Genomic DNA, 23,746 nt, shown 5'->3' with positions numbered 1-23,746 from the left:
CCGTCCGCCGTACGATCCGCCGCGTGGTCTGCCGCCTCGCCCGCGGCCTTGTCCGCCGCCTCGTCCGCAGCTTTCGTCACCGACGAGGACGTCCTCACCGCAGCGCGGCCGTGGCCTCGTCGAGGACGATGCCCAGGGAGCGCGTACCGCGCCCCTTGGCCCACACCTCTGAGTTCACCTCGTGGACGTCGCCGTTCCTCACGGCCGGGATCTTGCTCCAGAGCGGGTTCTTCGCGAGCTTCTCGGACAGCTTGCCGTCCGCACCGCCGAAGCTCATCGTCTCGACGAACAGCACGTCGACGTCCCGGGCGAGGATCTCCTCGAGGCTGTAACTGCCCTCCACGCCACGGGACTTCCACGGGTACTGGGCGATCTTGGGGAACAGACTGGCGGTCACGTCACCTTCCGGGGTGGCGACGCCGAAGTTCTCGTCACCGCCGTAGATGACGAGGGCGGTCTTGTCGCTCGGGGCCTTCTCCGCTGTGGCGAGCTTGGTCCGGAAGGTCCTCTCGGCCTTCTCCCCCTCGGCGGTACGGCCGGTGAGGGCGGCGGCGTCGCGCAGGTAGCCCACACTGTCCTGCCAGGTCTCGGGCTGCATGGCCCAGAACGTGGTGGCACCCTTCAGCGCGGGGGCGAGCTTGCCGTGGGTGTCCCCGAGGCCGATCACGAGGTCCGGCTTGTGGGAGAGGATCGCCTCCACCTCCGGTGCGATGAACCCGCCGGGGATGACGGCGACCTTCTCGGCCTCCCCCTCCCCGAGGAACCGGGGGTGGGCGAGCAGCGAACTGTTGGTGGCCGTCGGGACGATGCCGAGCTCGGTCAGGATGTCGTCGCAGAGTGCGAACAGGCAGACGATCCGATCCGGCCGCTTCGCCAGGGAGATCTTGACGCCGTTGACGTCGGTCAACTCGGTGGCGGCCTTGATGGGTTCGACGGTGATCTCGGTCTTCGCGCCCGGTGTGGCCTTGTCGCTCACGGGCTCGCCCGGGGACGAGCCACAACCGGCCAGGACGGAACTCGCCACCGCTGCGGTGACCCACATACGGACAAATCTCGACGGTGCGCGCAGCATCGACGCCCTCGATTCTTCTCGGGAACCTGGAACGCACCGAACATACATGATAATCGTTTTCACTAAATACCTGGAGGGCACATGAACACCACTGCTTCCGCGCTGCTCGTCTCCGACCACATGGACGGAGTCGTGTACGTGCTGACCGTGCCGGACGGCACCGTCACCGGGCGCCTCACCGGCCGTCACCTCTCCGAGCACGCCGGGTTCCTGGCCCTGCCGGGAGGGCGGGTGGCCTGTGTCGACGACCGCCGGGGGGAGCTGCTCGTACTGGACCCCTTCGGTGCCCGGCTCGTGGAGCGCGCGGTCCCTGTCGCCGTGCCGGCCGAGCACCTGGCCTGCGATCCGACCGGTCGCCGGCTGGTCGTCACGACCGGCCTCGGCCAGAGCACCGAGCCCTGGTCGGACCTTCTGACGATCATCGACCTGGACACCGGAGAGGCCGCGAGGGTACGCACCCGCGTCGGCGAACCTGGCGTGACGGTGCTGGGGGGCGGCGATCCGCTCGTCGTGCTGCGGCACCGGGAACCCGGCGCGCTGGCCGTCCACCGGTTCGCGGATCTCCTCGCGGCCCCGTCGGGCTGTCCCGTGGTGACGCCCCACGCCCTTCTGCCACTGCCGGACGACGGGCACGGTGACGCCCAGGACCCCGCATCGGAGCAGGTGTTCGCCGCCACGAGCGCGGGAGTGCACGCGGCGCGAAGGAAGGGGGACACCCTCGTGGCCGAGTCGGTGATCCCATGGGAAGCGTCGGCGCGTGGCTGGTACCTCCGCCTCGACACCCGTCGACGGGCGCTGTGGAGCACCTTGCGCGGTGGCGCTCCGGACCCCCTGCGGTGGCCGGACTGGACCAACCAGGCGTGGCGTCACGACCTGGAGACGGGCCGCACGCTTCACACCGAACTCGGCCCCGGCCTCGTCTTCCGGCTCGCTCTCGCCCGGGAGCACACGGCCTTCACCCGCATCCACCCCGACGGCGACGAACTGGTGCTTCTGGGAGCCGACGACTCCCTGCGCCGCGTCCCCCTTCACGCCATGGACGGCGCACCGAGGCGCGGCGGCACCCCTTGGGAGGGCGTCCAACGCCGTGCGGTAGCCGCCTCGCCGGGCTCCGACTGGGTGGCCGTCACCCGCGGCGGCCACGGCGAAGTGCATCTCGTCGACGCCGTGGCAGGCCACGAGACGACCCGGCTGCGGTTGGCCACGCCGCTGGATCACGGCGGACACATGATGCTGATCGGCCGGAACGACGGGGCGGACGGGGACCCCGTGGGGCGTTGACGGTGCCGGGGAGACGTCTGACCTCACCGGGCGCCTCGGACGTACGCGCCAAGGGTGACAGCCGCCCATCTCCGCCGGTCACGCCCTTGCGCGCTGCCAGACTCCCGGGAGGGGACGCGCCGGTGGGGCGTGGGCGAGGTCGGGGGCGAGGCGGGGTGGATGTGACCGAGCGCGGTTCGACTGGTCGTGTCGCTCCGGACGGGACGGGACAAGGCGTTACGGGGCAGAGCGTGGCGGACCACGGCGTCCCGCGCGCACGCGCGGTGACGGAGGACCGGCCGGGCGGGCGACCGTACGACGACGAGCCCGACGGTCGGCGGCAGGCCGACGGGACCGGCCCGGAACACGAGATCGAGGAGCCCGGGGAACGGTGGCAGGGCCACGGACCGGTGCGCCCGGTGCCGCGGCACGTGGCCTGCGTGATGGACGGCAACGGGCGCTGGGCACAGCGGCGTTCGCTTCCCCGTACCGCGGGCCACCGGGCCGCGGAGACCACCGTCATCGATGTCATCGAGGCGGCCCGGTCGGCCGGCGTCGAGTGGCTCAGCCTGTACGCCTTCTCCACCGAGAACTGGAACCGCCCCGGCGCCGAGGTCGACTACCTGATGCGTCTGGTCCGCCGGGTCGTGCGGAAGCACGCACCGCTGCTTCTCGCGCGTGGTATCCGCTGCCGCTTCCTCGGCGTCGCAGACCCGCGGATTCCCCGTGAACTGGCGCAGGACTTTGCCGACTTGACGACGCTGACCGCCGACAACAGGGGCATGACGCTGACCGTCGCCTTCGACCACGGCGGGCGCCGGGACATCGTCGAGGCCGCCAGGTCGTTGATCCGCAGCGGCACGCCCGCCGGCGACGTGACCGAGCGGCTCTTCGCGGACCACCTGCCGTTCCCCGACACCCCCGACGTGGACCTCGTCATCCGCACCTCGGGCGAGCAGCGCATCTCCAACTTCATGCTCTGGCAGGTCGCCTACGCCGAGTGGGTCTTCCCCGAGGTGCTCTGGCCGGACTTCCGGGCCCCCGACTTCCACGCCTGCCTGCACGCCTACCGGCGCCGCGACCGCCGCTTCGGCGGCGTGCCGCCACGGACGAACGGAGACCCGTCATGACGACCGACACCGCGGGAAGGGCCGATGAGGCACCCCTCTTCGGCCCGGAACCTCAGTTCCGCCCCCTCCTCGACGACCCGCGCTGGGCGCTGGCCATGATCCGCGCCACCGTGCTGGAGGCCGCTCACCCGCAGATCGGCGCCGCCCTCGTCGACAACTCCACCTTCGTGGCCCACCCCTGGCGCCGCCTCCGCAACACCTTCCTCAGCATGCGGCGCATGTTCGACCCCGATCCCGCGGTACGTGAACGGGAGGCCACCCGGCTCAACCGGCTGCACGCCCGCCTAAGCGGTTCCGACGCGCGCGGCCGCGCCTACGACGCCCTGGACCGCCCGACCCGTGCCTGGGTGGTCGCCACCCTCTTCGAGAGCGCCGTCACCATGTGCCGGCTGAGCGGCCAGCCGCTCGACCAGGACACCATGGAGCGCATGTACGCCCAGTACCGCGCGTTCCTCGCCGCGCTCGGCGGCGACGCGGGCGAACTCCCCGAAGACGTCGGAGACTTCTGGCGGTACTTCGACCGGGTCGTCGAGGACGAGTTGGAGAACACCGAGGCGGCCCGTGTCATCCTCTACCACCTCTTCGACCACCTGCCCGCCCCGGCGTTGCTCGACAGCGCGCCGACGCTGTGGGCGGCCGGCCGTGCCGTCGCCGGTCCGCTCCTCGGTGCGATCACCGTCGCCTCGCTCCCCTCGCCGTACCGCCGCCGGGCCGGCCTTCCGGAGATGCCCGGCGCCCCGGCCCTCATGCAGGGCGCCTACGTCGCCGCCGGGCTCGCCCGCTTCCTGCCGGCGGGCTGGATCAACGCGGAGAGCATCATCGACGTCCTCTCGCTCCGGCCCGGTGACGACGACCCCCGCGCCCGGACCGTGACCGCCCTGCGCGCCCGCATGAAGCGGGCGTCGGCGCTGCTTCGCCTCCTCGCTCCACCGGGCGGGGACGCCGACCCGGACCCGGCACCTCCGGCGGCACCGGGCGAGGGCCGACGTTCGGCCGAGGAGTTTTTCCGCCAGGTGCTGGACCAGACCGGTGACGGCCACCTCGACTGGCCCGACTTGGCGGCCATGGCCCGCGAGCTCTCCACCCGCCTCGATCTGGACGAACCCGAGGAGACCCGGCTCTACGACGCTTTCGCCGCCTGGTGGCGCGAGCTCCAGGCCGCGCTCGACACGGACGGCGACGGCCGCGTCAGCGCCGAGGAGTACGCGGCCGCCGTTCCCTCCCTCGCCGGACCCGCGCTCATCCGCGTCGCCGAGGTGCTGTTCGACGCCACCGACAAGGACGGGAGCGGGACCATCGACACGGACGAGTACCGGACCCTCTTCCGCACCGCCTTCCACCGCGACCTCGCCGCCACCGGCGGCGCCTACGGCCGGAGCGCCTTCGTGGGCGACTTCCTCTCCTTCATGACGGGCCGCCGCACGAGCGCCCCGTACGACCCCCTCCTCGCCGACGCGTAGGGGCGGGACGAGGGATCTTCGTCGCCGACCCGTCTCAGGAGCGGCCGATGACGTGATCAACCCGCACCCACGATGAACGACAAGACGTGTGTGCGGGTACGAGAAGGCCCCGCCCCGCGCCGGGTTCGAACAGTGGGCGCTGAAGACCGCGCGGGAGCGCCCCTCCCGTACCCGTCGGGTCTCGCCCGCGGCCGGGCCGCGGCGCGAGGCTCGGGTCGCCGCCTGCCGGGAGCCCGCCGTCGGCGTCGGGCCCTCCGTCGGCCGAGATGCGCCCTGCCGGGGTCGGCCGGGCGCTCGCCGCTTCGGACGTCCCCCGCGACGAACTCTTCGTCACCACCAAGCTGGGGAACGCCGACCAGGGGTACGACTCCACTCTCCGGGCCTTCGACGAGAGCCTCGCCAAGCTGGGCCCCGACCACGTCGACCTGTACCTCGTCCACTGGCCCGCCCCGGCGCGTGACCTGTACGTCGACACCTGGCGCGCCCTGGAGAAGCTGGTCGCCGACGGGCGGATCCGTACCGCCGGCGTCTCCGACTTCCGGCCCGCCCACCTGCAGCGGCTGCTCGACAGCAGCGACCTGGTCCCGGCCGTCAACCAGATCGAGTTGCACCCGGCGCTCCAGCAGCGGGAACTCCGCGCCCTGCACGCCGACCGCTTCATCGCCACCGAGGCATGGAGCCCGCTCGCGCAGGGAGCCGTCCTCGCAGAGCCCGCCGTCGTGGACTTCGCCGCCCGGCACGGGAAGTCCCCCGCGCAGGTGGTGCTGCGCTGGCACCTTCAGCTCGGGAACATCGTGATCCCGAAGTCCGTCACCCCGGCACGCATCCGCGAGAACATCGACGTCTTCGACTTCACCCTCAGCGGCGAGGAGATGGACGCGTTCGGCGGCCTCGACCGCGGTCTGCGCACCGGCCCGGACCCCGACATCTTCAACTGAGCGGGGAGACCGGGGCCCTTGGTCAGACCCGTACGCGCCGCAGGGCGCCGTCCGCGCGGAGGTCCGCGAGAGCGGGATAGCCGTCGACGGCCATGATCAGGTCGGCCTCGGCGAGGAGCGCGCGCAGGACGTGCACGACGCCGTCCGTACCGCCGAGGGCGAGCCCGTACGCGTACGGGCGGCCGACGCCCACCGCCGTGGCTCCGAGGGCGAGGGCCTTGACGACGTCGGCGCCGGTGCGCACGCCGGAGTCGAAGAGGACGGGGAGCCCCTCGGCGGCGGCGACCACCTCCGGCAGGGCGTCCAGGGCGGCCAGCCCGCCGTTCGCCTGGCGCCCGCCGTGGTTGGAGCAGTACACGCCGTCCACGCCGCCGTCCCTGGCGCGGCGGACGTCCTCCGGGTGGCAGATGCCCTTCAGGACGATCGGCAGGTCGGTGAGGGAGCGCAGCCAGGCCAGGTCGTCCCAGACCAGCGGTTTCCCGAAGACCCCCGCCCACTCCAGGACGGCGGCGCGCGGGTCCTCCTCCGAGGGCTTGGCGAGGCGGGCCCTGAAGACGGGGTCGGAGGTGTAGTTGGCGAGGGCGTGACCGCGCAGCTGGGGGAAGTTGCTGGTGGCGAGGTCGCGCGGGCGCCAGCCGGTGATCCAGGTGTCGAGCGTGACGACGATGCCCCGGAATCCGGCCGCCTCGGCCCGGTGCACGAGGCTTTCGGCGAGGGCGTGGTCGGTCGGCGTGTAGAGCTGGAAGAAGCCCGGGGTGGCGCCGCAGGCGGCGGCGACCTCTTCCATGGGGTCCTCGGAGAGCGTGGAGGCGATCATCGGTACGCCGGTGCGCGCGGCGGCGCGGGCGGTCGCCAGGTCGCCGTGGCCGTCCTGGGCGCACAGTCCGATGACCCCGACGGGGGCCATGAACAGCGGGGACGGCAGTTTCAGGCCGAACAGGTCGACGGACGGGTCACGGTGGGCGGCGCCGACCATCATGCGGGGCACGAGACCCCAGTTCCGGAAGGCGGCCACGTTCGCCTCCTGGGTGTACTCGTCGCCCGCGCCGCCCGCCACGTACGACCACAGCGAGGGCGGGAGTGCCGCCCGTGCCTTCGCCTCCAGTTCGCCGAAGGTCATCGGGAGCGTGGGGAGAACCCCGAAGAGCCCGTCGAAGTAGATCTCGTGCTGGTAGTCGCCGTAGTGCTGGGGCATGGGGAGACCCGTCCCTTCCGATGGCTGTCGGCCGCCTCGGCGCGCTCCTCGCCCGCCGAGGTGGCCCCATCGTGCCCGCCACGCGCGCGCGTGACCATGGCGCGGTCCGTCCGGTCCCGATCCGCGGGACACGCCTTACGAACGCGTCGCGGTCCTGCACCCGCCGTCGGGGGTGCCGCTCCCCCGGACGATCTCCGTACTGCGGTCGTACGGGTCGACGGTCTCGTCGTCGGTGGGGCCGGTGCCCGTCCGGTCCCCGCCGAACTCCGGGGTGAAGTAGCCGGTGTCGTTGTCGCAACCGCCGTTGGTCATGTCGACCTTGTACGAGACGAGGGAGAACGTCCCCGGCTCGGTGACGATCTTCGCCGGGTCGTCCCAGGTCAGCACCACCTCGCGCCGCACGATGGTGCGGACGACCTCGTCGTCGCCGCTGCCCGCCGCCGGTGCGACCGGATAGACGTACGTGACGTCGGTGGTGACCTGGAGGGCGCCGCGCTCGCCCTCCCGGTAGGTGATCCGGCCTCGGGTCTTGACCACCTCGCCGACCACGCGCGCGTGTGACGCGTTGAAGCGACTGAACAGCAGCAGCGGGTCGTTCTCCGCGCTCGGCGTGCGGAACGCGACGGCCAGATAGTCCTTGACGTCGCGCTGGTGCGGGTTGATCAGGGCGATGGCCCGTGCGGGGCGCTCGCCGCCGAGTACGGCCGGGTCCAGGTTGGACGCGGCGAGGAAGTCACGGGTCCGCCGCAGGGCCTGTTCCACCTGTGCCGTGCTCATCCAGCCGGTCGCACGGGCGGCCGGGACGGTGATCCCGGCCGTTCCGTCCGCCCAGCGCGCCGCGGGTGAACCCCTGAACGGTTCGTCGAGCGTGGGGCGTCGGGCCGCTTCCGGCGGTGGCGCCTGTGTCGGGCGCTCCGCCTCCTGGGCGAGCGGCACCCCCGACCGCCCGTCCGCGTCGGACGAGCCGATCATCTGCCACGGGTCAAGCGCCACGACGAGGAGGGCCACCGCCGCCAGTAGCCCGACCACGTACCAGCCCTTCCCGCGCCGGGGCGGGGGCGGTGTGTACGTACGCCGGCCCTCGGCCGGCCGGGGCTCGTCGCGGAGCCGGTCGGCGACGAGTCGGGCTCGCGCCGAGGGTTCCTTGGGCGCGTTCCCCACGCCTGCCACCGAGTCGCGCAGGAACTGGTCCCACACGTCGTCCGGCACCGACGAACCGTCCCGCTCCCCACCCGCGTTCACACCGCTCCCCTCGTGTCACCCATGGTTCCGGCCCCCTCCCCGGGGCTTCCGCATGATCGCACAGGGGCCCCCGCCCGGCCGGTCCGGGTCAACCCGCGGTCGGGGTCCAGCCGTCGAGCCAGTGCGTGGTGTCCTGGGTGGCGGCCTGAGCCGGTGTCAGGTGAGGGCGGTCGGCGTGGGCCGGGCCCGAGCCGGGGCCGGTGTTGCGGTACTCGGCGAAGCGGTCGGCCTTCCAGGAGAAGCCGCCCATGTCCGTCCAGGGCGTGGGCCTGACGGCGGCGCCGAGGACGCTGTCGCGGACCGTCGTCTGCGGGTCCAGGGTCGCGTCACCGCCGGCGTGCCAGGGGCGTCCGAGGTGGAAACTGCCCGCGGTGACGTCGCCGTTGACGGTGGAACGCGTGATGAGGAAGCCCTTGCGGCCGGCGGCGGTGCTCGGGGCCGTCACGTATCCGGCGGAGGTGCCGTCCCAGCGCTTCTTCAGGGTGAGGACGGACCTGTCGATCACCGCCGTGGCCCGGCCGAAGACGAAGTCGACGTTGCCGATCACGTAGGAGCCCGTCATGTACACCCGGCCGATCCGGTCCTTGGCGGCGGTGTCGAGGAGGAGGGTGTCCTGGTCTCCGCTGACGATGACGCCGTCGAGGACGACCCGGTCGGCGGCGGTGCGGAGGGCGACGGCCTGGTGTCCGTTCAGGTTCCGGTTGGCGGCCTCGTCGAAGTCGTTGGAGACGGTGAGGTTGCGCGCCCGGAAGTCGTCGGCCTCGACGGCGACGGTGGCGCTGCCGCCCGTCCCGTACGTCCCCGAGCCGTCCGGCCTGGTCATGCCGGAGGCGTGGCCCTCGACGATGACGGTGTCCTTGCGGCTGGCGCCGGTGCCTTCGATCGTGACGTGGGGCTTGTTCGACGGGACCTTGACCGTCTCGCGGTAGACGCCGGGCGCGACCCGGATCACCACGCGGGAGGTGTTGCCCGCCGGTACGGCGTCGACGGCCTTCTGCACGCTGGTGAACCGGCCGCTGCCGTCCTTGGCCACGGTCAGCGTGGTGGCGGCGGGTGCGGCCGCCGCCGTGGCGGTGCCGAGGGAGGCGCGCGGGCCCGCTCCGGACTTGACGAGGGCCGGCACCGCGTCGGTCGGGTCGAGGGTGTACGGGTAGTACGTCTTCGGGTCGAAGGCCGTTCCGCCGCTCTCGTTGCGACCGGTGGTCCCGGAGAAGACGTTGCCACGCTGGACGAGGGCGGCGGTGGCGTCCTTGATCACCGGGTTGTTCACACCCTGGAAGTAGCTGTTCTCCAGGACCATCCGCGTCCTGCCGCGCGCGTAGTTCCCGTAGGACGACGTGACGCCCGTGCCCGCGTCGTCCTGGAGCAGGTTGTTGTAGAGGTGGGCGTGGGCGGCGTTGTCGGTGGAGGGGTTGCGCTGTTCGGTCTCGCGGAACCAGTTGTGGTGGATGGTGAGGTCGGCGGTGACGTTGTCCGTCCAGCCGATGCCGAAGGTCTTGTTGTTGTTGGCGAGCCTGTTCCAGGACACCGTGATGTACGTGGTGTCCTTGCGGCTGTCGATGAGGCCGTCCGCCATGTGCCGCAGGTCGTTGTGGTCGATCCACACGTGGTGCGCGCCGTCCATCTGGACGGCGTCGAAGTCGTGTTCCTTGTCGTTCCAGACGCCCTGGTACGCGTCTCGGATCGTCAGGTTCCGGATGATCACGTTGTGGACGCCCTGGCCGAGGAAGAAGCCGCCTCCGACGATGTGGCCCGAGGTGCCGGAGCCGATGATCGTCTTGTCGGAGGCGACCTTGATCTCCTTGCCCGTGGGGTTCACGGTGATCGTCCCGGCCACGACGATGACGTACGGCTCCTGGGCGGTCGCGTACTTCTCCAGGTCTGCGAGGTTCCGGACGGTGACCGTCCTGCCGTCGCGCCCGCCGTACGTGCCCTTCTGGCCGAGCGCGTCGACCGAGGCGAAGCCGTCGGCGACGGCGCGCGCCCACGCGGGGGCGTCCGCCGCCCCCGCCTCGGGCCGGGCATCCGTGCCGAACACGCCGAAGGCCGTGCCGTACGCCAGGACTCCTGCCGCGACGAGCGCCGCCGGTACACCTATGACCAGCGCCTTTCCGCGCCTGCGGTGTCGCGCCCTGCCTCGGGTCTCGGTCATGTCGTGGGTCCTTCCGTCCGTGGGGGTGCCCGCCCCGAGAAGGGGCGGGCGGACGGTAGTCGCCGCGGCGGACGAAAAGGTTGCCGTCGTCCTCGACTTGTCAGGCGTACGGGTCGAAGGCGATGCCGGACGGCTTGGCCTTGGCCAGGTGGGAGGCGAGGTTGCCGTCCTTGAGGCCGAACACGGCACTGCCGAAGTCGGCCGCGCTGAGCTTGTCGCGCAGACCGGCCGGGTAGCCGTTCCAGCCGACCAGGCTCGGGAACTGCCAGGTGTGCTGGTGGTTCTCGGGCGGTTCGTCGTTGGAGTTGGCGGGGCGGAAGCAGTGCGTCCCGATGCCGTCCTTGTGGTAGACGATCTTGGGGTGGGTGCCGTCCCAGCGGATCCGGTCGCGACCGTGGATGTCGAAGGCGCCGTGGGCGGACGTGGAGACGTACTGCGCCTGGTTGTTCTGCACCCACACGACGACGTGCTCCCAGTCGTGGCGGTGTCCCCCGAGGCCACTGCCGGCCACGGCCTGGTCCTTCTCGAAGTACAGGCCGTAGATGATGGCGCACCAGCCGTTGTTGCACTTCGCGCGGGCGTATCCGTTGGTCTGGGTGAGGTCCCAGGAGTCCCGGCACTGGCCGTTGACCGCGCCGGACGGGTTGAGGCCGCCGTTGACCGTGCCGTCGGGCCCGATCGCGGGGGTGGGGTAGCAGCCGTCGGTGTCGTAGTCGTAGGCCGGCTGGAACGTCTGCTCAAGTCCGTCGGCGTTGGCGGGCAGCGCCGGGGGCGGAGCGGCGAGGGCGCTGCCGGGCAGGGCGATGATCAACGTGAGAGCGCCGGCGAGGGCGAGGGCGCCCCTGGCGGCGTACGCCTGTGTCTTCACTGTCTCCCCTGGGTCGGGCGGCATGATGCGAGGGCCGTCATTTTGGCATGCACAGTTCATGAATGGAGGAACCGTGCGTGAACTCGACGCGTCACGTCCGCCACCGGCGGCCGGCCCCCGGGCCCGGAACCCCGTGGAATGCAGTAGACGATACGTATCGTCTCGCTTATGGTGGCCGTCATGACCACCACCGCGTCCCCCGCGCACATCGCCATGTTCTCCATCGCCGCCCACGGCCATGTGAACCCCAGTCTCGAAGTCGTCCGGGAGCTCGTCGCCCGGGGCCATCGGGTCAGCTACGCCGTCCCCGCGTCCTTCGCCGACAAGGTCGCGGAGACCGGGGCCACACCCGTCGTCTACACCTCGACCCTCCCGACGGACGACGACCCCGACGCCTGGGGGACGGAACTGATCGACCACCTGGAACCGTTCCTGAGGGACGCGGTCCAGGTCCTTCCGCAGCTCGCCGAAGCCTTCGACGGGGACCGGCCGGACCTCGTGCTCCACGACATCACGGCCTATCCGGCACCCGTCCTCGCCCACACCTGGGGCGTCCCCGCCATCTCCCTGTGGCCGAACCTCGTGCCCTGGGAGGGGTACGAGAAGGAGGTCGCCGAGCCGATGACCGCCGACCTCAAGGCCTCCCCGCGCGGCAAGGCGTACTACGCGCGGTTCGCGGCCTGGCTCGCGGAACACGGGCTCGACGACGACCCCGAGAGGTTCGTCGCCCGTCCGCGCCGCGCGCTCGTGCTCATCCCGAAGGCGCTCCAGCCGCACGCCGAGCGCGTCGACGAGTCCGTCTACACCTTCGTCGGCGCCTGCCAGGGCGAGCACGCCGCTCAGGGCGAGTGGCGGCGGCCGGCGGACGCGGAGAAGGTCGTCCTGGTCTCGCTCGGTTCCTCCTTCACCAAGCAGCCCGGCTTCTACCGGGACTGCGTCGAGGCGTTCGCCGGCCTCCCGGGCTGGCACGTCGTCCTGCAGATCGGCAGGTTCGTCGACGCGTCCGAACTCGGCGCCCTGCCGCCGAACGTCGAAGTGCACTCCTGGGTGCCCCAATTGGCGATCCTGCGCCAGGCCGACGCGTTCGTGACCCACGCGGGCGCCGGCGGCAGTCAGGAGGGCCTGGCCACCGCCACCCCCATGGTGGCCGTCCCGCAGGCCGTCGACCAGTTCGGGAACGCCGACATGCTCCAGTCCCTGGGCGTGGCGCGCCACCTGCCGATGGAGGAGGTCTCCCCCGAGCGGCTGCGGAAGGACGTGCTGGCCCTGCTCGACGACCCCGAGGTGGCGCGCCGCGCACGGGAGATCCAGGAGTCGATGGCCCGCGAGGGTGGAACGCGCCGGGCCGCCGACCTGATCGAGGCCGAGCTCCCGGGGTCCTGACGGGGACGGCGGCCCTGCGGACGGGTCGGACCGGGTGCGGCAGCTGAGTACGCGTGCTCATGTGGAGAACGGGCGCGGACCGCACGATGAGGGGGTCAGTGCTTCGTCCTCGGACCCAGGGGGCCCGCTCGTGCTCAGCCGTCTCGCCGCCCATGTCGTGCCGTTCTTGGGACGGTTGACCATCACCACCGACCCGGAGGCCCGGATCGAACCCGGCAGCATCCTGGTCGTGAACCACACCTCGACGGCCGACCCGGCGCTCGTCCTCGCCGCGCTCCGCAGGCGGCTGGCCGTCGAGCCCGTCCTGCTCGCCACCTCCGGGCTGTGGCGGATCCCCCTGCTCGGCCGGGCCCTGACCCGCGAGGGCCATGTGCCCGTCCACCGCAACTCGGCGCGCGCGGCCGCCGCCCTCGACCGCGCCGCGGTCGCGCTCGCCTCGGGGCGGCACGTCATGCTGTACGCGGAGGGCCGCATCCCTCGGCGTCCGGACGCCGGCGAGAACCCGCCGGAGGCCTTCCGCACCGGGCTCGCCCGCCTGGCCGCGGCCACCGGCGCGCCGGTCGTTCCCATCGGCCAGGCCGGGGCGCGACGGATCACCTCAGGCGGGCGCGTGAAGCAGGTCGCGGGGGTGCTCACGGCCCCCGTCCGCAGACCGGGCCTGCACGTCCACATCGGTACGCCGCTGCGGTTGCCCGCCGACGTGGGCGCGGCGACGGCGCTGGCCCACCGGGCCGTCACGGAGGCGTGGCGGACGGCGGCCGGGGCGCTCGGCGAACCCGCGGCGCACAGGTGACGGGCCTCGCCCCCCGTTTGACGGTCACGGTCCGGCCGGGCTCCCGGGCCGCGCGGTAGCGGCCGGGCGACTCCTCACGCGCCTTTCCCGGCTCACCGGTCCGCGGAGGCCCGCCGGGCGGCGGCGAGACCGAGGTCGCCACCGGGCGGTGCGACGAAGTAGCGGGAGACGGCCTCGTCCGTGACCTCGGGGAGCGTCGGCGGGGCCCAACGGGGGGTGCGGTCCTTGTCCACGACCTGGGCCCGGATGCCCTCGACGAGGTCGGGGGTGGTGAGAGCGGCGCAGGACACCCGGTACTCCAGGTCCAGGGCCTCTTCGAGAGTGGCGAGGGCGCGGGAGCGGCGGAGGGTGGCCAGGGTCGCCTTGAGCGCGGTCGGTGACTTCGCGAGGAGGGTGGTGGCGGCGTCCTTGGCCGCGGGCACACCGGTGCCGAAGAGGCGCTCGACGACGCTCTCGACGGTCTCGGCCGGGTAGCAGGCGTCGATCCACCGCCGCTGCTCGGCGAGGACGCCGGGCGGGGCCGCGGCGGTGTGGCGGGCGACGGCCTCCGCGGCGGGCAGCAGGGTCAGGTCGCGGGCGAGGGCGGGCAGTTCGGCGGCGGGGACGAAGTGGTCGGCGAGGCCGGTGAGGATCGCGTCGGCGGCGCCGACGTGGCCGCCGGTGAGGGCGAGGTGGGTGCCGAGTTCGCCGGGCGCGCGGCCCAGGAGGTGGGTGCCCCCGACGTCGGGGACGAAGCCGATGCCGGTCTCGGGCATGGCGACCCGGGAGCGTTCGGTGACGACGCGGACGGAACCGTGCGCGGAGACGCCGACACCGCCGCCCATGACGATGCCGTCCATGAGGGCGACGTACGGCTTCGGGTAGCGGGCGATCCTGGCGTTGAGCCGGTACTCGTCGCGCCAGAAACCCTGGGACGCGGAGCCGCCGGCGCGCGCGTCGTCGTGGATGGCGCGGATGTCCCCGCCGGCGCAGAGGCCACGCTCGCCCGCGCCTTCGATGACGACGGTGGTGACGGCCGGGTCGTGCTCCCACGCGGTCAGGGCGGCGTCGACGGCGAGGACCATGGTGTGGGTGAGCGCGTTGATGGCGCGGGGGCGGTTCAGGGTGATGAATCCGGCCCGGCCCTCCGTCCGCAGAAGTACGTCGGCGGTCGGCACGATCACTCGGTCCCTTCGGGTGGCGCGGCTCGGTGTCGCGATCACCGTACCGGCCGGGTGCGCGGGAGTGCGGAGCGGGAGGGAACCACCGCTCCGGCGGGGGCGCGAGCACCCGCCGGGGCGGTGACGGAGGGGGTTCAGGCCGGGAGCAGGTCCTGCGGGACGCGCATCTGGCGGGGGCTGGACCTGCGGAGTTGGACGATGTCGCGGACGGTGGGCCATTCCTCGTCGAGGATCGAGTAGAACGCCGTGTCGCGGACGGCTCCGTCGAGCCCGCGGGAGTGGGCGCGGCGGACGCCTTCGCAGCTGGCTCCGAGGCGTTCGATCGCGATTCTGGAACGGGTGTTGCGGGCGTCGGCGCGCATCGTGATCCGGCGGACGCCCCAGGTTTCGAAGGCGTGCCGGAGCATGAGGTACTTGGCCTCGGTGTTGATGCCCGTGCCCCGCGCGTCGCGGGCGATCCAGGTGTTGCCGATCTCGGCGGCGTCCGGCACGGCGGTCAGCGGATCGCCGTGGGGCATGCCGGGGGCGGGCGGCCAGATCAGCGGCCCCCGCCAGTAGTCGAGTTCGAGGAACCGGGTCGAGCCGACGACTCGCTCGTCGGCGGTACTGATCAGGGCGAAGGGAAGGGAACGTCCCACCGCCTGATCCGTCAGGGCGCGGGCGATGTAGTCGAGGGCCGATTCGAGGCCGTCGGGTACGGGGGTGAAGGCGTAGGCCGATCGGTCCGCCCCGCCGGCCCACGCGAGGGCTTCGGCGTGCCGCATCGCCAGCGGCTCCAGACGCACGGAGCGTCCGGTCAGGAGAACAGGTACTGGCACGGGTCCTCGGGTCTTTCACGGGCAGGGAGAGCTTCCGCCGAGGGGTGACCGCGGCGGCAGCAGGAGGGAGGTTCTCGCCGGGTGCCGATCGCGTCGTGAAGCGACAAATGTGCAGGTAAAACGGTTCGTCACCGGTGCGAGGAGGACAGTATGCAGCCCCGGGCGCTCGGAGAACAGAACCCCCGGCGAACCCGGATACACGCGTGGGTGAAGGCTCACGCGCGCCCGGGTCGACCGGTCTCACGCAACGGACGGCGCCGCCCGCCAGTCGGACGGCACAGGGGTCAGACGCAGGCGGGATGGCCCCAGCCGTCGGGGTTCTTCGCGATGGTCTCGCCCTTGTCGTAGGCCTTGCCGCACCGGCAGCGCCCGGCGAACCTCGCCTTGAGCGTGCCGCCGGACGGGCGTGTCCGACGCGCGGACGAACCACCGGCGGAACCGGTGGAGCCCCCCGCTGAGGCGGACGGCGCTGAGGAGCGCGCGCGGGGCGCGGAGGCGCGTGTCGGGGCTTCCGGCGGAGGCAGCGGAGCGCCGGCGGCGGAGCCCGTGGGTTCCTGGCTCCGGGCGGTGTGGCTGGCCGCGCGGTCGGCGGCGTCGTTGAGGGGGTCGCCGTCGACCTGGTGCGCGGGCACGTAGACGAAGTCGACGTCCCGGCCGGTGAGGAGCGCGTCGATCCGGACGACCAGGTCCTTGTTGGCGACGGGGCTGCCGGAGGAGGTCTTCCAGCCCTTGCGGCGCCAGCCCGGAAGCCAGGTCGTGACCGCCTTCATGGCGTACTGGGAGTCCATGCGGACCTCGGCCGGTACGGCGGGGTCGAGCGCTTCGAGCAGCCGTTCCAGGGCCGTGAGTTCGGCCACGTTGTTCGTCGCCCGGCCGAGCGGGCCCGCCTCCCAGCGGTCGATCGCTCCGTCGGCCCGGCCGATGACCCATGCCCAGGCCGCGGGGCCGGGGTTTCCCTTCGACGCGCCGTCGCACGCCGCGATGATCTTTTCCACCATCCCACGATCCTGACACGGCCGCGGGAGTGGGTGGGCCCACCCCCCACGGCGGTCAGAAGGATCCCGCCCGCAGGCGCCGGCCAGCAGGCGCCGGCCAGAAGGCGCCGGCCAGCAGGCGCCGGTCAGAAGGCGCCGGCCAGAAGGCGCCGGTCAGAAGGCGCCGTAGTTGACCTGCCAGGTGGGCAGGCCCATGCGGCGCCAGAGGGCGACGACGCGGTCGCGGTCGTCGAGCGAGACGCGCACGGCGTAGCGGTGGCGTACGTGGGCGTCGAAGAGCTCCGCCTTCACCAGGTCGTCGCCACGGCCGTCGCCGGAGGCACGCATCCACAGTTCGTCGTAGGGCACCTCGTGGTGGGCGAGCCAGCTCTCCGTGAGGGCGCGGTGGTCCTCGCTGCGGCCGGACAGCAGGACGATCCGGTCGCGCTCGCTGTGCCGGAAGGCGCGCAGGGCGTCCCGTACCGAGACGTTGAGCAGGTCGCGGTCGCAGCGCGTGAAGTCGTACGGGCCGCGGTCGACGCGCAGGGCGAGGGTGCCGTCGATGTCGCACATGACGGCGGTGGGGAGGCTCGGGTCGGCGATGTAGGGCTCGACGGCCGCCTGGTCGTTGAGCCAGTCCTCGGTGAGCCTCCAGCCTCCCCGGGTGGCCTTGGCGTGCTTGTCGGCGAGGACGCGGATGATCTCCTCGCCGACGGGCCGCTCGCGGGCCGCGTCGCGGCGTACGCACTCGTCGGCGGGCACGGAGGTGAAGTCGTGGACGGCGAAGGTGGCCAGGCCCGCGACGGCGGCCTTCAGACGCTTCGGGATGTGCGGGGTCAGATGCGTGTTGTCGACGACGACGTCGAAGCCGTCGTCGACGGCCGCGCGGACGGCCGCGTCCTGGATGCCGAGGACGGTCAGCTCGTGCGCGCGGGAGCGCCCGCGGTCCGCCGCGGGGAGGTCGAGCATGGCGCGGAGGTCGTCGAGGTTGACGCGGCGTACGCGTCCCTCGGCGGCGGCCTGGAGGGCGCGGGCGGCCGTCGTCTTCCCGGAGGCCGGGAGGCCGGTCATGACGTGAACGACAGGCACGGTCAGTTCTCCTGGTCGGTGGCGAAGGGGTCGGTGGCCTCGGGGCGCAGCTGGCGCCACACGAGGAGGTCGGTGGGGCGGCCGTCGAGGCGGAGGAACAGGGCGGCGCGCAGGCCCCGGTCTGCCACGCCCGCGGCGGCACGGGCGAAGGCGCCCCGGTCGGCGGCGAGGTGGGCCACACGGGTGTAGGCCTCGTCGACGGCCCGCTCGCGCTCGGCGGCGGCCTCTTCCAGGCGCGTGATCACCTGGCGCACCCAGACGTCGAACTCGTCCGGCACCTGCTCCAGAAGGGCGTCCAGCGGCTTGCCACCGGAGGCCTCGACCTCGGTGACGGCGCAACCGAGGCCCTTGGCCAGCTCGGCTGCCGGCAGGGCGGCGAACCGCTGGATGCCGTGGCCGCGCCAGATGTCGCGTTCGGTGACGCCGGTCAGCACCTTGTGGAGGCGTACGTACTCGGTGAGCTTGGCCTTGGCGCGCAGGCCGGACGCGAAACGCAGGACGAAGCCCTCGGCGTCGGTGCCGGTGGCCCGGTGGCCGGTCGGGAGGGTGTTGGACTCGGTGAGGGCGAGGAGTTCGTCGACGCTCATGGCGGGCCAGGTGCGGACGACCGAGCCGACGGGGTCCCACCCGACGGCGGCATCGGCGAGCGGTATCTCGGTGCCGTCGTGGCCGAACGCGGCGAGCAGGACGAGGTCCCGGCGCTCTCCGTAGTTCACGACGATGCGGTTGCCCGGGTAGAGGATCTCGGCGAGGTACGTGACGCCCGGTGTCAGGCCCGTGGTGTCTGCGGCGTCGAGACGGCGCCGCGCCCAGGTCGCCTGGGCGCTGGTGAAGGAGCCCTTGGAGGCGACGTGCCAGCGGTCGTCGTAGTGGAAGACCACGGCGAGGCTGCCGTCGACCTTGTCGTACACCTCGAAGGGCTCGTCGGGCAGCGGCGGCGCGTAGGGGCGGCCGGTGGCGTGTTCGGAGACGTTGAAGAACTTGGGGAGGGGGAGCGCGACGATCCGCCCGGTGGCGTCGTCGGCGACGAGTCCGCGGCAGCGTGTGGTCGCCCGGTTCCAGTGCTGGGCGTACTGGCACGCGCGCGTGTACGTGTAGATCGACAGCGGCAGCTCGGGGTGCCGCTTGCGCGTGACGTGCCCGTCCGCGAGCGCGGTGGCGAGTTCGTCGGACGGCATCAGGTCGTGCAGAGTCAGGGTCGCCTGGCTCATGGGGTCCCTCCCGGGTGTTCGATGATCCATTCTCGGCCGTCGGGTCCCGGGAGGACAGCGATTATCCGGCCCGGGGGCGCGGGGAGGGGCGGTGCGAGGGCTCCCCATCCGGGGCGTGTCGGTGGTGCCCCGTAGACTCGCCGTCTCCCCGTCGGTGAAGTGACCGGCGCAGACGAAGGAAGCGAGCCCCATGAACCACGCGGACGGCACGGCACCGATCTACGCCGAGCTCATACGGGAGCGGGGGGATGTTCCGGGTGACGTCCGCCAGGTCGCCGAGGAGGTTCTGCGGGACCTGAGCCGGGTCATCCAGGTGCCGCCGCAGGGTGTCGCCGGACCGCAGGGCCCCGGCCAGCACCCCGGTGCCGGCGGTCCGATGGGCGTCGGCGGACAGATGGGCGTCAGCGGTCCGATGGGCGTCGTGGGCCAGGCGGGCGCCGTCCTGCCGCACCGACCGCTGCGCTAGGGCCTGTCCGACCCTTCGCGTCGGGGCCGCCCCGTCGTCCCTCCCCTCCAGGCCGATTCGGGGCGTTGTCAGTGCCGTCGGCCATGCTGTGTCCCGGACGGTCCGTGCCGTGGTGGGGCGGGCCGCGGACGGTGATGAGGGGATGACGACATGGCCGAGGTTCTGCTGTTCCATCACGCGCGGGGACTGACGGAGGGCGTCGGCGCGTTCGCCGACGAACTGCGGCGAGCGGGGCACACGGTGCACGTGCCCGACCTCTACGAGGGGCGCACGTTCGCCGACCTGGAGGCGGGCGCGGGGTACGCCCAGGAGATCGGGTTCGACACGCTCGTGGCGCGGGGCGAGCGGGCCGCCGCGGGGCTGCCGGAGGGGATCGTGCTCGCCGGGTTGTCGCTCGGCGTGCTGCCCGCGCAGAAGCTGGCCCAGACGCGGGCGGGAGCGCTCGGCGCCGTGCTGATCAGCGCGTGCGTGCCGGCGGCGGAGTTCGGCGGGCCCTGGCCGGAGGGTGTGCCCGTGCAGGTCCACGGGATGGACGCCGATCCGTTCTTCGTCGACGAGGGTGACCTCTCGGCGGCCCGTGCGCTGGTGACGGACGCGGCGGACCGGAGGCTGTTCCTGTACCCGGGCAGTGCGCATCTGTTCGTGGAGCGCGGCGCGCCGTCCCATGTGCCGGAGGCGGCGGCGCTGTGCGTCGAGCGGGTGCTGTGCTTCCTGGACGGCGTGGGGCGCTGAGCTTCTCACACTGACGGACGACAGGGGGGTCGACCGTTCGGCCGACCCCGGTGTCGTCCGATCTGCCGGGGGCGGGAAGCCGGCTGGCGGACCGTACGGGCCGGGGCGTGGGCGGAGGATCGGAGCGGGGTGCGGGGCCCTCGCTCGACGGCGCCGCCCGTGTTCGCCGTACCGAGGAGTCCGTGATGACGAAGTTCCGCCGCGCGTCCGCTACCACCCGGATGCTCGTGCCCGCCGTGGTGGCCGTGGCCGTGTTCGCCGGGTGCGCGCGGGACCCTGAAAGGGCGGCGTCGGGGACGACGCCCCCTGCCGGTGCGTCCCCCTCGGCCGGTTCCTCCGTCACCGTGGCGCCCGCCCCGACCGGCAGGGCCGCTCCGGGCACGCTCCTCGTGGGCGACTTCGGCTCCGACACGGTCACCTTCGTCGATCCCGAGCGGGGTGGCACCGGCTCCGTGCAGGTCGGCACCGCGCCGTACGGTCTGGCCCTCGGTGCGGACGGACGGGCCTGGGTGGCGACCGCCGAGGGCGTGGCCGTGGTGGACACGGCGACCCGCCGGCGGCTGGCGCTCGTCCCGTACGAGACGGACACCGGGCCCGTGACCACGGGCGAGTACCGGGGCGGCGGCATGGGCATCGGGCTCGCGCCGGACGGACGACGGGTGTACGTGGGGGTGAACGTCCCCGGCGGGAACGGCGCCCTGGAGGTGATCGACACGGCGACGCTGCGGGTCACGGACACCGTGGCGGTGGGCCGGCGTCCGTTCGACGTGGACGTGTCGCGGGACGGCGCCGAGGTGTACGCGACGAACCACGACTCCTTCGACGTCACGGTCGTCTCGACGGCCACGCTCGAGCCGCGCCGGGTGGAGGTCGCCCCGTACGGCACGGAGGGCGGGCTCGGCTCCTGGCTCAAGCCGCACTACACGGCCGTGCGGCCCTCGGACGGGAAGCTGCTCCTGCCCTTCGAGGGCGAGCGGCTCGCGGTCGTCGACCCCCGGACGGGGCGGACGACGATCGAGCCGATGACCGCGAACACCCATCAGCACGGCACCACGGTGACCGCCGACGGGACGCTCCTGACGGTGGGTACGGGGCCGATCGATCCGGACGTGGACCGCGGGCCCTCCCTGACGGTCCGGACGCCCGACGGGACCGAGCGGGTCCACCCCCTGGAGGGGCCGCACGAGGGCGTGGCGGTGTCGGAGGACGGGCGGACCGCGTATGTGACCGGTGGGTTCACCCGGGACGGGTACTGGGACGGCCTGAGCGTCGTCGACCTCGCATCGGGCGGGACCCGTCGGCTGGCCGCCGGCTCCCGGCCGCTGGGGATCGTGGTCCTCTGACCCGACCGCCCCCGCGGAGGGTGGTGAGATCGTCGCGAGGGGGTAGCCGATGGCACGGGGCCGTCGCCGGGGCGGGGAACCGCGCCGAAGGGCGACAAGCCCGCAACAACGATAAAAAGGGTGAACTGAAGACAGTCGGCTGGTCGGCTGGTCGGCTGGTCGGCTGGTCGGCGACGGATCGACATACGGGTTTGCACGCTCCAACGGAAGGGCGGACAGCGTGACGCGACCGAGGATTCTCGTGGTGGGCGCCGGATTCGCCGGGGTGGCCTGCGTACGGCGGCTCGAACGGCGGCTCGCGGAGCGGGAGGCGCAGCTCGCGCTCCTTTCGCCGTTCTCGTACCAGCTGTACCTGCCCCTGCTGCCCCAGGTGGCGGCGGGGGTGCTGACCCCGCAGTCGGTCGCGCTGTCCTTGCGCCGCAGCGAACGTCACCGCACCCGGATCGTGCCCGGTGGCGTCGTCGGCGTCGACACGGCGGCGAAGGTCTGCGTGGTGCGGACGATCTCCGGCGAGTACGTGACCGAGCCGTACGACCATCTCGTGCTCGCGCCCGGCAGCGTGACCCGCAGCTTCGACATCCCGGGGCTCGCCGAGCACGCGCGGGGGATGAAGACACTCGCGGAGGCCGTGTACATCCGCGACCACGTCATCGCCCAGCTGGACCTGGCGGACGCGAGCAACGACGAGGAGGAACGAGCCGCGCGGCTGAGGTTCGTGGTCGTCGGCGGAGGCTACGCGGGCACGGAGACGGCGGCCTGTCTCCAGCAGCTCACCCGCAACGCGGTCAAGCGGTATCCGCGGATCGATCCGAAGCTGATCAAGTGGCATCTGGTGGACATCGCGCCGAAGCTGATGCCGGAGCTGGGCGACAAGCTGGGCGCCGCCGCGATGGACATCCTGACCAGGCGCGGCATCGAGGTCTCGCTCGGGGTGTCGGTCGCCTCGGTGGACGAGAAGACGGTCACGCTCACGGACGGGCGGGTGCTGCCGAGCCGAACGCTGATCTGGACGGCCGGGGTGGCGGCGAGCCCGCTGATCGGCACTCTCGGCGTGGAGACCCTGCGGGGCCGGGCCGTCGTGTCGGCCGAGATGGCGGTGCCGGGGCTCGACGGCGTGTGGGCGCTCGGTGACGCGGCGGCGGTGCCGGATCTCGCCAAGGGCGAGGAGGGCGCCATCTGCCCGCCGACCGCGCAGCACGCGATGCGGCAGGGGAAGGCCCTCGCGGACAACATCGTCTCGACGCTGCGCGGGGAGCGGACCCACCCGTACGCGCACAAGGATCTGGGGCTCGTGGTGGACCTCGGAGGCATGGACGGCGTGTCCAAGCCGCTGGGTGTGGAACTCCACGGGATGCCGGCGCAGGCCGTGGCCCGGGCCTACCACTGGGGCGCGCTGCGGACCAATGTGGCCAAGACCCGGGTGATGACGAACTGGCTGCTGAACGCGGTGGCCGGGGACGACTTCGTCCGGACGGGGTTCCTGGCGTCCAAGTCGGGCACCCTACGGGACTTCGAGTACACCGACGCGTATCTGACGCCGGAGCAGGTCCGCGGCCACACGGCGTCGTTCCGTGGGGCCGTCGGAACCGGCGGCAACTGAGGACCGTCCCCGGTTCGGGCGCTCAGCGCCCGAGCACGGGGGCCGGGCCCATGACGACCACGGGGTCCCTGGCCGGGTCGAGGGCCCGCAGCAGTTCGCGCAGGTCCTCGCGTGCCAGGGCGACGCAGGCCTGGGTGGGGCCGCCGTGGTCGACGTGGATCCAGACCCCGCCGCCCTTCCCCGCGCCGAGGGGGCGTTCCTTGTCGAGCGGGGTCCGGCCGGGCACCCGGTTGTAGTCGATGGCGATCACATGGTCGAAGGAGCCTTCGAGGGGTTCGCCGGAGAAGCCGGTGCCGCTGATGGCGAACTCGTCGTCCTGGTCGTACGGGAGGCGGGCGCCGGGGTCGGGCAGCCGGCCGCCCGCGTCGCCGAGCCGGAACACCCCGATCGGGGTGCGCAGGTCGCCGGCGACGTGGTCGTCGGTCCAGCCCCGGAGCGCGTTGTGCGCGGCCCACGGTCCGGCGACCGGGGCCCAGCGCCCGCCGGGGCCCCGCTCGTAGAGCGTCGCGGTGGAGGCGTTGGCGTCGGCGGTGGCGCCGGTGACGACGAGGGCCTGGGTGGTGCCGTCGGGGACCAGGGCGTCGGTGGCGGGACCGAGGCCGGGGATCCGGGGTTCGGGGACCGGGGCGGAGGAGTGGCTGCTCGCCGCCCCGCCCGGACCGCCGACCTCGCCGGCCGTGCGGGGTGGCGCGCCCTCGGGGCGGGAGTCACCGGCGGCGGGCGGGGCGCCGGTGGACGACCCGGCGGGCCCGGGGGCGGATGGCGCGGTGTCGGCGCAGCCGGTGAGCATCAGGGACGCGCACAGTGCGCCGGCGATCAGCAGGGCGGGGGCGCCCTTGCGGACGGACATGGACGGATCC

21 protein-coding genes are annotated in these 23,746 nt (G+C 72.9%); 10 read left to right on the top strand and 11 right to left on the bottom strand.

Annotated elements, in window-relative coordinates; all coding sequences use genetic code 11:
• Positions 1-94: 94 nt before the first annotated feature.
• Entirely contained in the window at positions 95-1,042 is a 948-nt protein-coding gene (locus ABZ567_RS23950) for an ABC transporter substrate-binding protein (protein ID WP_360793186.1), read from the bottom strand.
• 111 nt (positions 1,043-1,153) lie between these two features.
• On the opposite strand from ABZ567_RS23950, the gene ABZ567_RS23945 reads away from it, so the two are divergent.
• From ABZ567_RS23945 to ABZ567_RS23930, 4 genes are all read left to right on the top strand, one after another.
• The gene (locus ABZ567_RS23945) at positions 1,154-2,353 is read left to right on the top strand and encodes a hypothetical protein (RefSeq protein ID WP_360793184.1); all 1,200 of its coding nucleotides are present in this window, start codon (positions 1,154-1,156) and stop codon (positions 2,351-2,353) included.
• A 389-nt stretch (positions 2,354-2,742) separates the two neighbouring features.
• Positions 2,743-3,462, top strand: a complete 720-nt coding sequence (gene uppS, locus ABZ567_RS23940; RefSeq protein WP_360793235.1) for a polyprenyl diphosphate synthase — start codon at positions 2,743-2,745, stop codon at positions 3,460-3,462.
• Positions 3,459-4,922 carry an oxygenase MpaB family protein gene (locus tag ABZ567_RS23935; RefSeq protein ID WP_360793182.1) on the top strand — a complete coding sequence of 488 codons (1,464 nt, stop codon included), beginning with the start codon at positions 3,459-3,461 and terminating at the stop codon, positions 4,920-4,922. Before uppS ends, ABZ567_RS23935 begins: the two co-directional genes overlap by 4 nt.
• Before the next feature lie 266 nt (positions 4,923-5,188).
• A complete protein-coding gene (locus tag ABZ567_RS23930) occupies positions 5,189-5,860 on the top strand; it encodes an aldo/keto reductase (protein ID WP_360793180.1) in 672 nt (223 codons plus the stop codon).
• Positions 5,861-5,882: 22 nt separating this feature from the next.
• On the opposite strand, the gene ABZ567_RS23925 is transcribed toward ABZ567_RS23930, so the two are convergent.
• From ABZ567_RS23925 to ABZ567_RS23910, 4 genes are all read right to left on the bottom strand, one after another.
• Positions 5,883-7,055: an alpha-hydroxy-acid oxidizing protein gene (locus tag ABZ567_RS23925; RefSeq protein WP_360793178.1), complete on the bottom strand. Its 1,173-nt coding sequence runs from the start codon at positions 7,053-7,055 to the stop codon at positions 5,883-5,885.
• 135 nt (positions 7,056-7,190) lie between these two features.
• Entirely contained in the window at positions 7,191-8,297 is a 1,107-nt protein-coding gene (locus ABZ567_RS23920; protein WP_360793176.1) for a hypothetical protein, read from the bottom strand.
• Positions 8,298-8,385: 88 nt separating this feature from the next.
• Positions 8,386-10,449: a pectinesterase family protein gene (locus tag ABZ567_RS23915; RefSeq protein WP_360793174.1), complete on the bottom strand. Its 2,064-nt coding sequence runs from the start codon at positions 10,447-10,449 to the stop codon at positions 8,386-8,388.
• Between the two features lie 100 nt (positions 10,450-10,549).
• On the bottom strand, positions 10,550-11,317 hold the full coding sequence (locus tag ABZ567_RS23910) for an NPP1 family protein (protein WP_360793172.1): 768 nt from the start codon (positions 11,315-11,317) through the stop codon (positions 10,550-10,552).
• Positions 11,318-11,497: 180 nt separating this feature from the next.
• Here ABZ567_RS23910 and mgt point away from each other — a divergent pair, with 180 nt between their 5' ends.
• Positions 11,498-12,700 carry a macrolide-inactivating glycosyltransferase gene (mgt, locus tag ABZ567_RS23905; RefSeq protein WP_360793170.1) on the top strand — a complete coding sequence of 401 codons (1,203 nt, stop codon included), beginning with the start codon at positions 11,498-11,500 and terminating at the stop codon, positions 12,698-12,700.
• A gap of 130 nt (positions 12,701-12,830) precedes the next feature.
• Positions 12,831-13,493, top strand: a complete 663-nt coding sequence (locus ABZ567_RS23900; protein WP_360793168.1) for a lysophospholipid acyltransferase family protein — start codon at positions 12,831-12,833, stop codon at positions 13,491-13,493.
• A 92-nt stretch (positions 13,494-13,585) separates the two neighbouring features.
• Here the strand turns inward: ABZ567_RS23900 and ABZ567_RS23895 are convergent, their stop codons facing one another.
• The 5 genes from ABZ567_RS23895 to ABZ567_RS23875 all read right to left on the bottom strand — a co-directional run bounded on the left by ABZ567_RS23895 (position 13,586) and on the right by ABZ567_RS23875 (position 18,745).
• Entirely contained in the window at positions 13,586-14,656 is a 1,071-nt protein-coding gene (locus ABZ567_RS23895; RefSeq protein ID WP_360793166.1) for an enoyl-CoA hydratase/isomerase family protein, read from the bottom strand.
• Positions 14,657-14,787: 131 nt separating this feature from the next.
• Complete coding sequence (locus ABZ567_RS23890) at positions 14,788-15,471, bottom strand: GNAT family protein (protein ID WP_360793164.1); 684 nt, start codon at positions 15,469-15,471, stop codon at positions 14,788-14,790.
• Positions 15,472-15,755: 284 nt separating this feature from the next.
• Entirely contained in the window at positions 15,756-16,469 is a 714-nt protein-coding gene (locus ABZ567_RS23885; RefSeq protein ID WP_360793162.1) for a ribonuclease H, read from the bottom strand.
• Positions 16,470-16,619: 150 nt separating this feature from the next.
• Complete coding sequence (locus ABZ567_RS23880; RefSeq protein WP_360793160.1) at positions 16,620-17,534, bottom strand: AAA family ATPase; 915 nt, start codon at positions 17,532-17,534, stop codon at positions 16,620-16,622.
• 2 nt (positions 17,535-17,536) lie between these two features.
• The gene (locus ABZ567_RS23875; protein ID WP_360793158.1) at positions 17,537-18,745 is read right to left on the bottom strand and encodes an RNA ligase; all 1,209 of its coding nucleotides are present in this window, start codon (positions 18,743-18,745) and stop codon (positions 17,537-17,539) included.
• Between the two features lie 190 nt (positions 18,746-18,935).
• On the opposite strand from ABZ567_RS23875, the gene ABZ567_RS23870 reads away from it, so the two are divergent.
• The 4 genes from ABZ567_RS23870 to ABZ567_RS23855 all read left to right on the top strand — a co-directional run bounded on the left by ABZ567_RS23870 (position 18,936) and on the right by ABZ567_RS23855 (position 22,886).
• Complete coding sequence (locus ABZ567_RS23870) at positions 18,936-19,211, top strand: hypothetical protein (RefSeq protein WP_360793156.1); 276 nt, start codon at positions 18,936-18,938, stop codon at positions 19,209-19,211.
• A 150-nt stretch (positions 19,212-19,361) separates the two neighbouring features.
• Complete coding sequence (locus tag ABZ567_RS23865) at positions 19,362-19,943, top strand: dienelactone hydrolase family protein (protein WP_360793154.1); 582 nt, start codon at positions 19,362-19,364, stop codon at positions 19,941-19,943.
• 185 nt (positions 19,944-20,128) lie between these two features.
• Positions 20,129-21,286, top strand: a complete 1,158-nt coding sequence (locus tag ABZ567_RS23860; protein ID WP_360793152.1) for a hypothetical protein — start codon at positions 20,129-20,131, stop codon at positions 21,284-21,286.
• Between the two features lie 220 nt (positions 21,287-21,506).
• Positions 21,507-22,886: an FAD-dependent oxidoreductase gene (locus ABZ567_RS23855; RefSeq protein ID WP_360793150.1), complete on the top strand. Its 1,380-nt coding sequence runs from the start codon at positions 21,507-21,509 to the stop codon at positions 22,884-22,886.
• Between the two features lie 22 nt (positions 22,887-22,908).
• Here the strand turns inward: ABZ567_RS23855 and ABZ567_RS23850 are convergent, their stop codons facing one another.
• Positions 22,909-23,736, bottom strand: a complete 828-nt coding sequence (locus tag ABZ567_RS23850) for a L,D-transpeptidase family protein (protein WP_360793148.1) — start codon at positions 23,734-23,736, stop codon at positions 22,909-22,911.
• Positions 23,737-23,746: the final 10 nt, after the last annotated feature.

This window comes from Streptomyces sp. NPDC016459 (genome assembly GCF_040632845.1).
In the GTDB taxonomy this organism is placed as follows: Bacteria; Actinomycetota; Actinomycetes; order Streptomycetales; family Streptomycetaceae; genus Streptomyces.
Note: the sequence above shows the minus strand (reverse complement) of the source record. Positions and strands in the feature narration are given on the sequence as shown.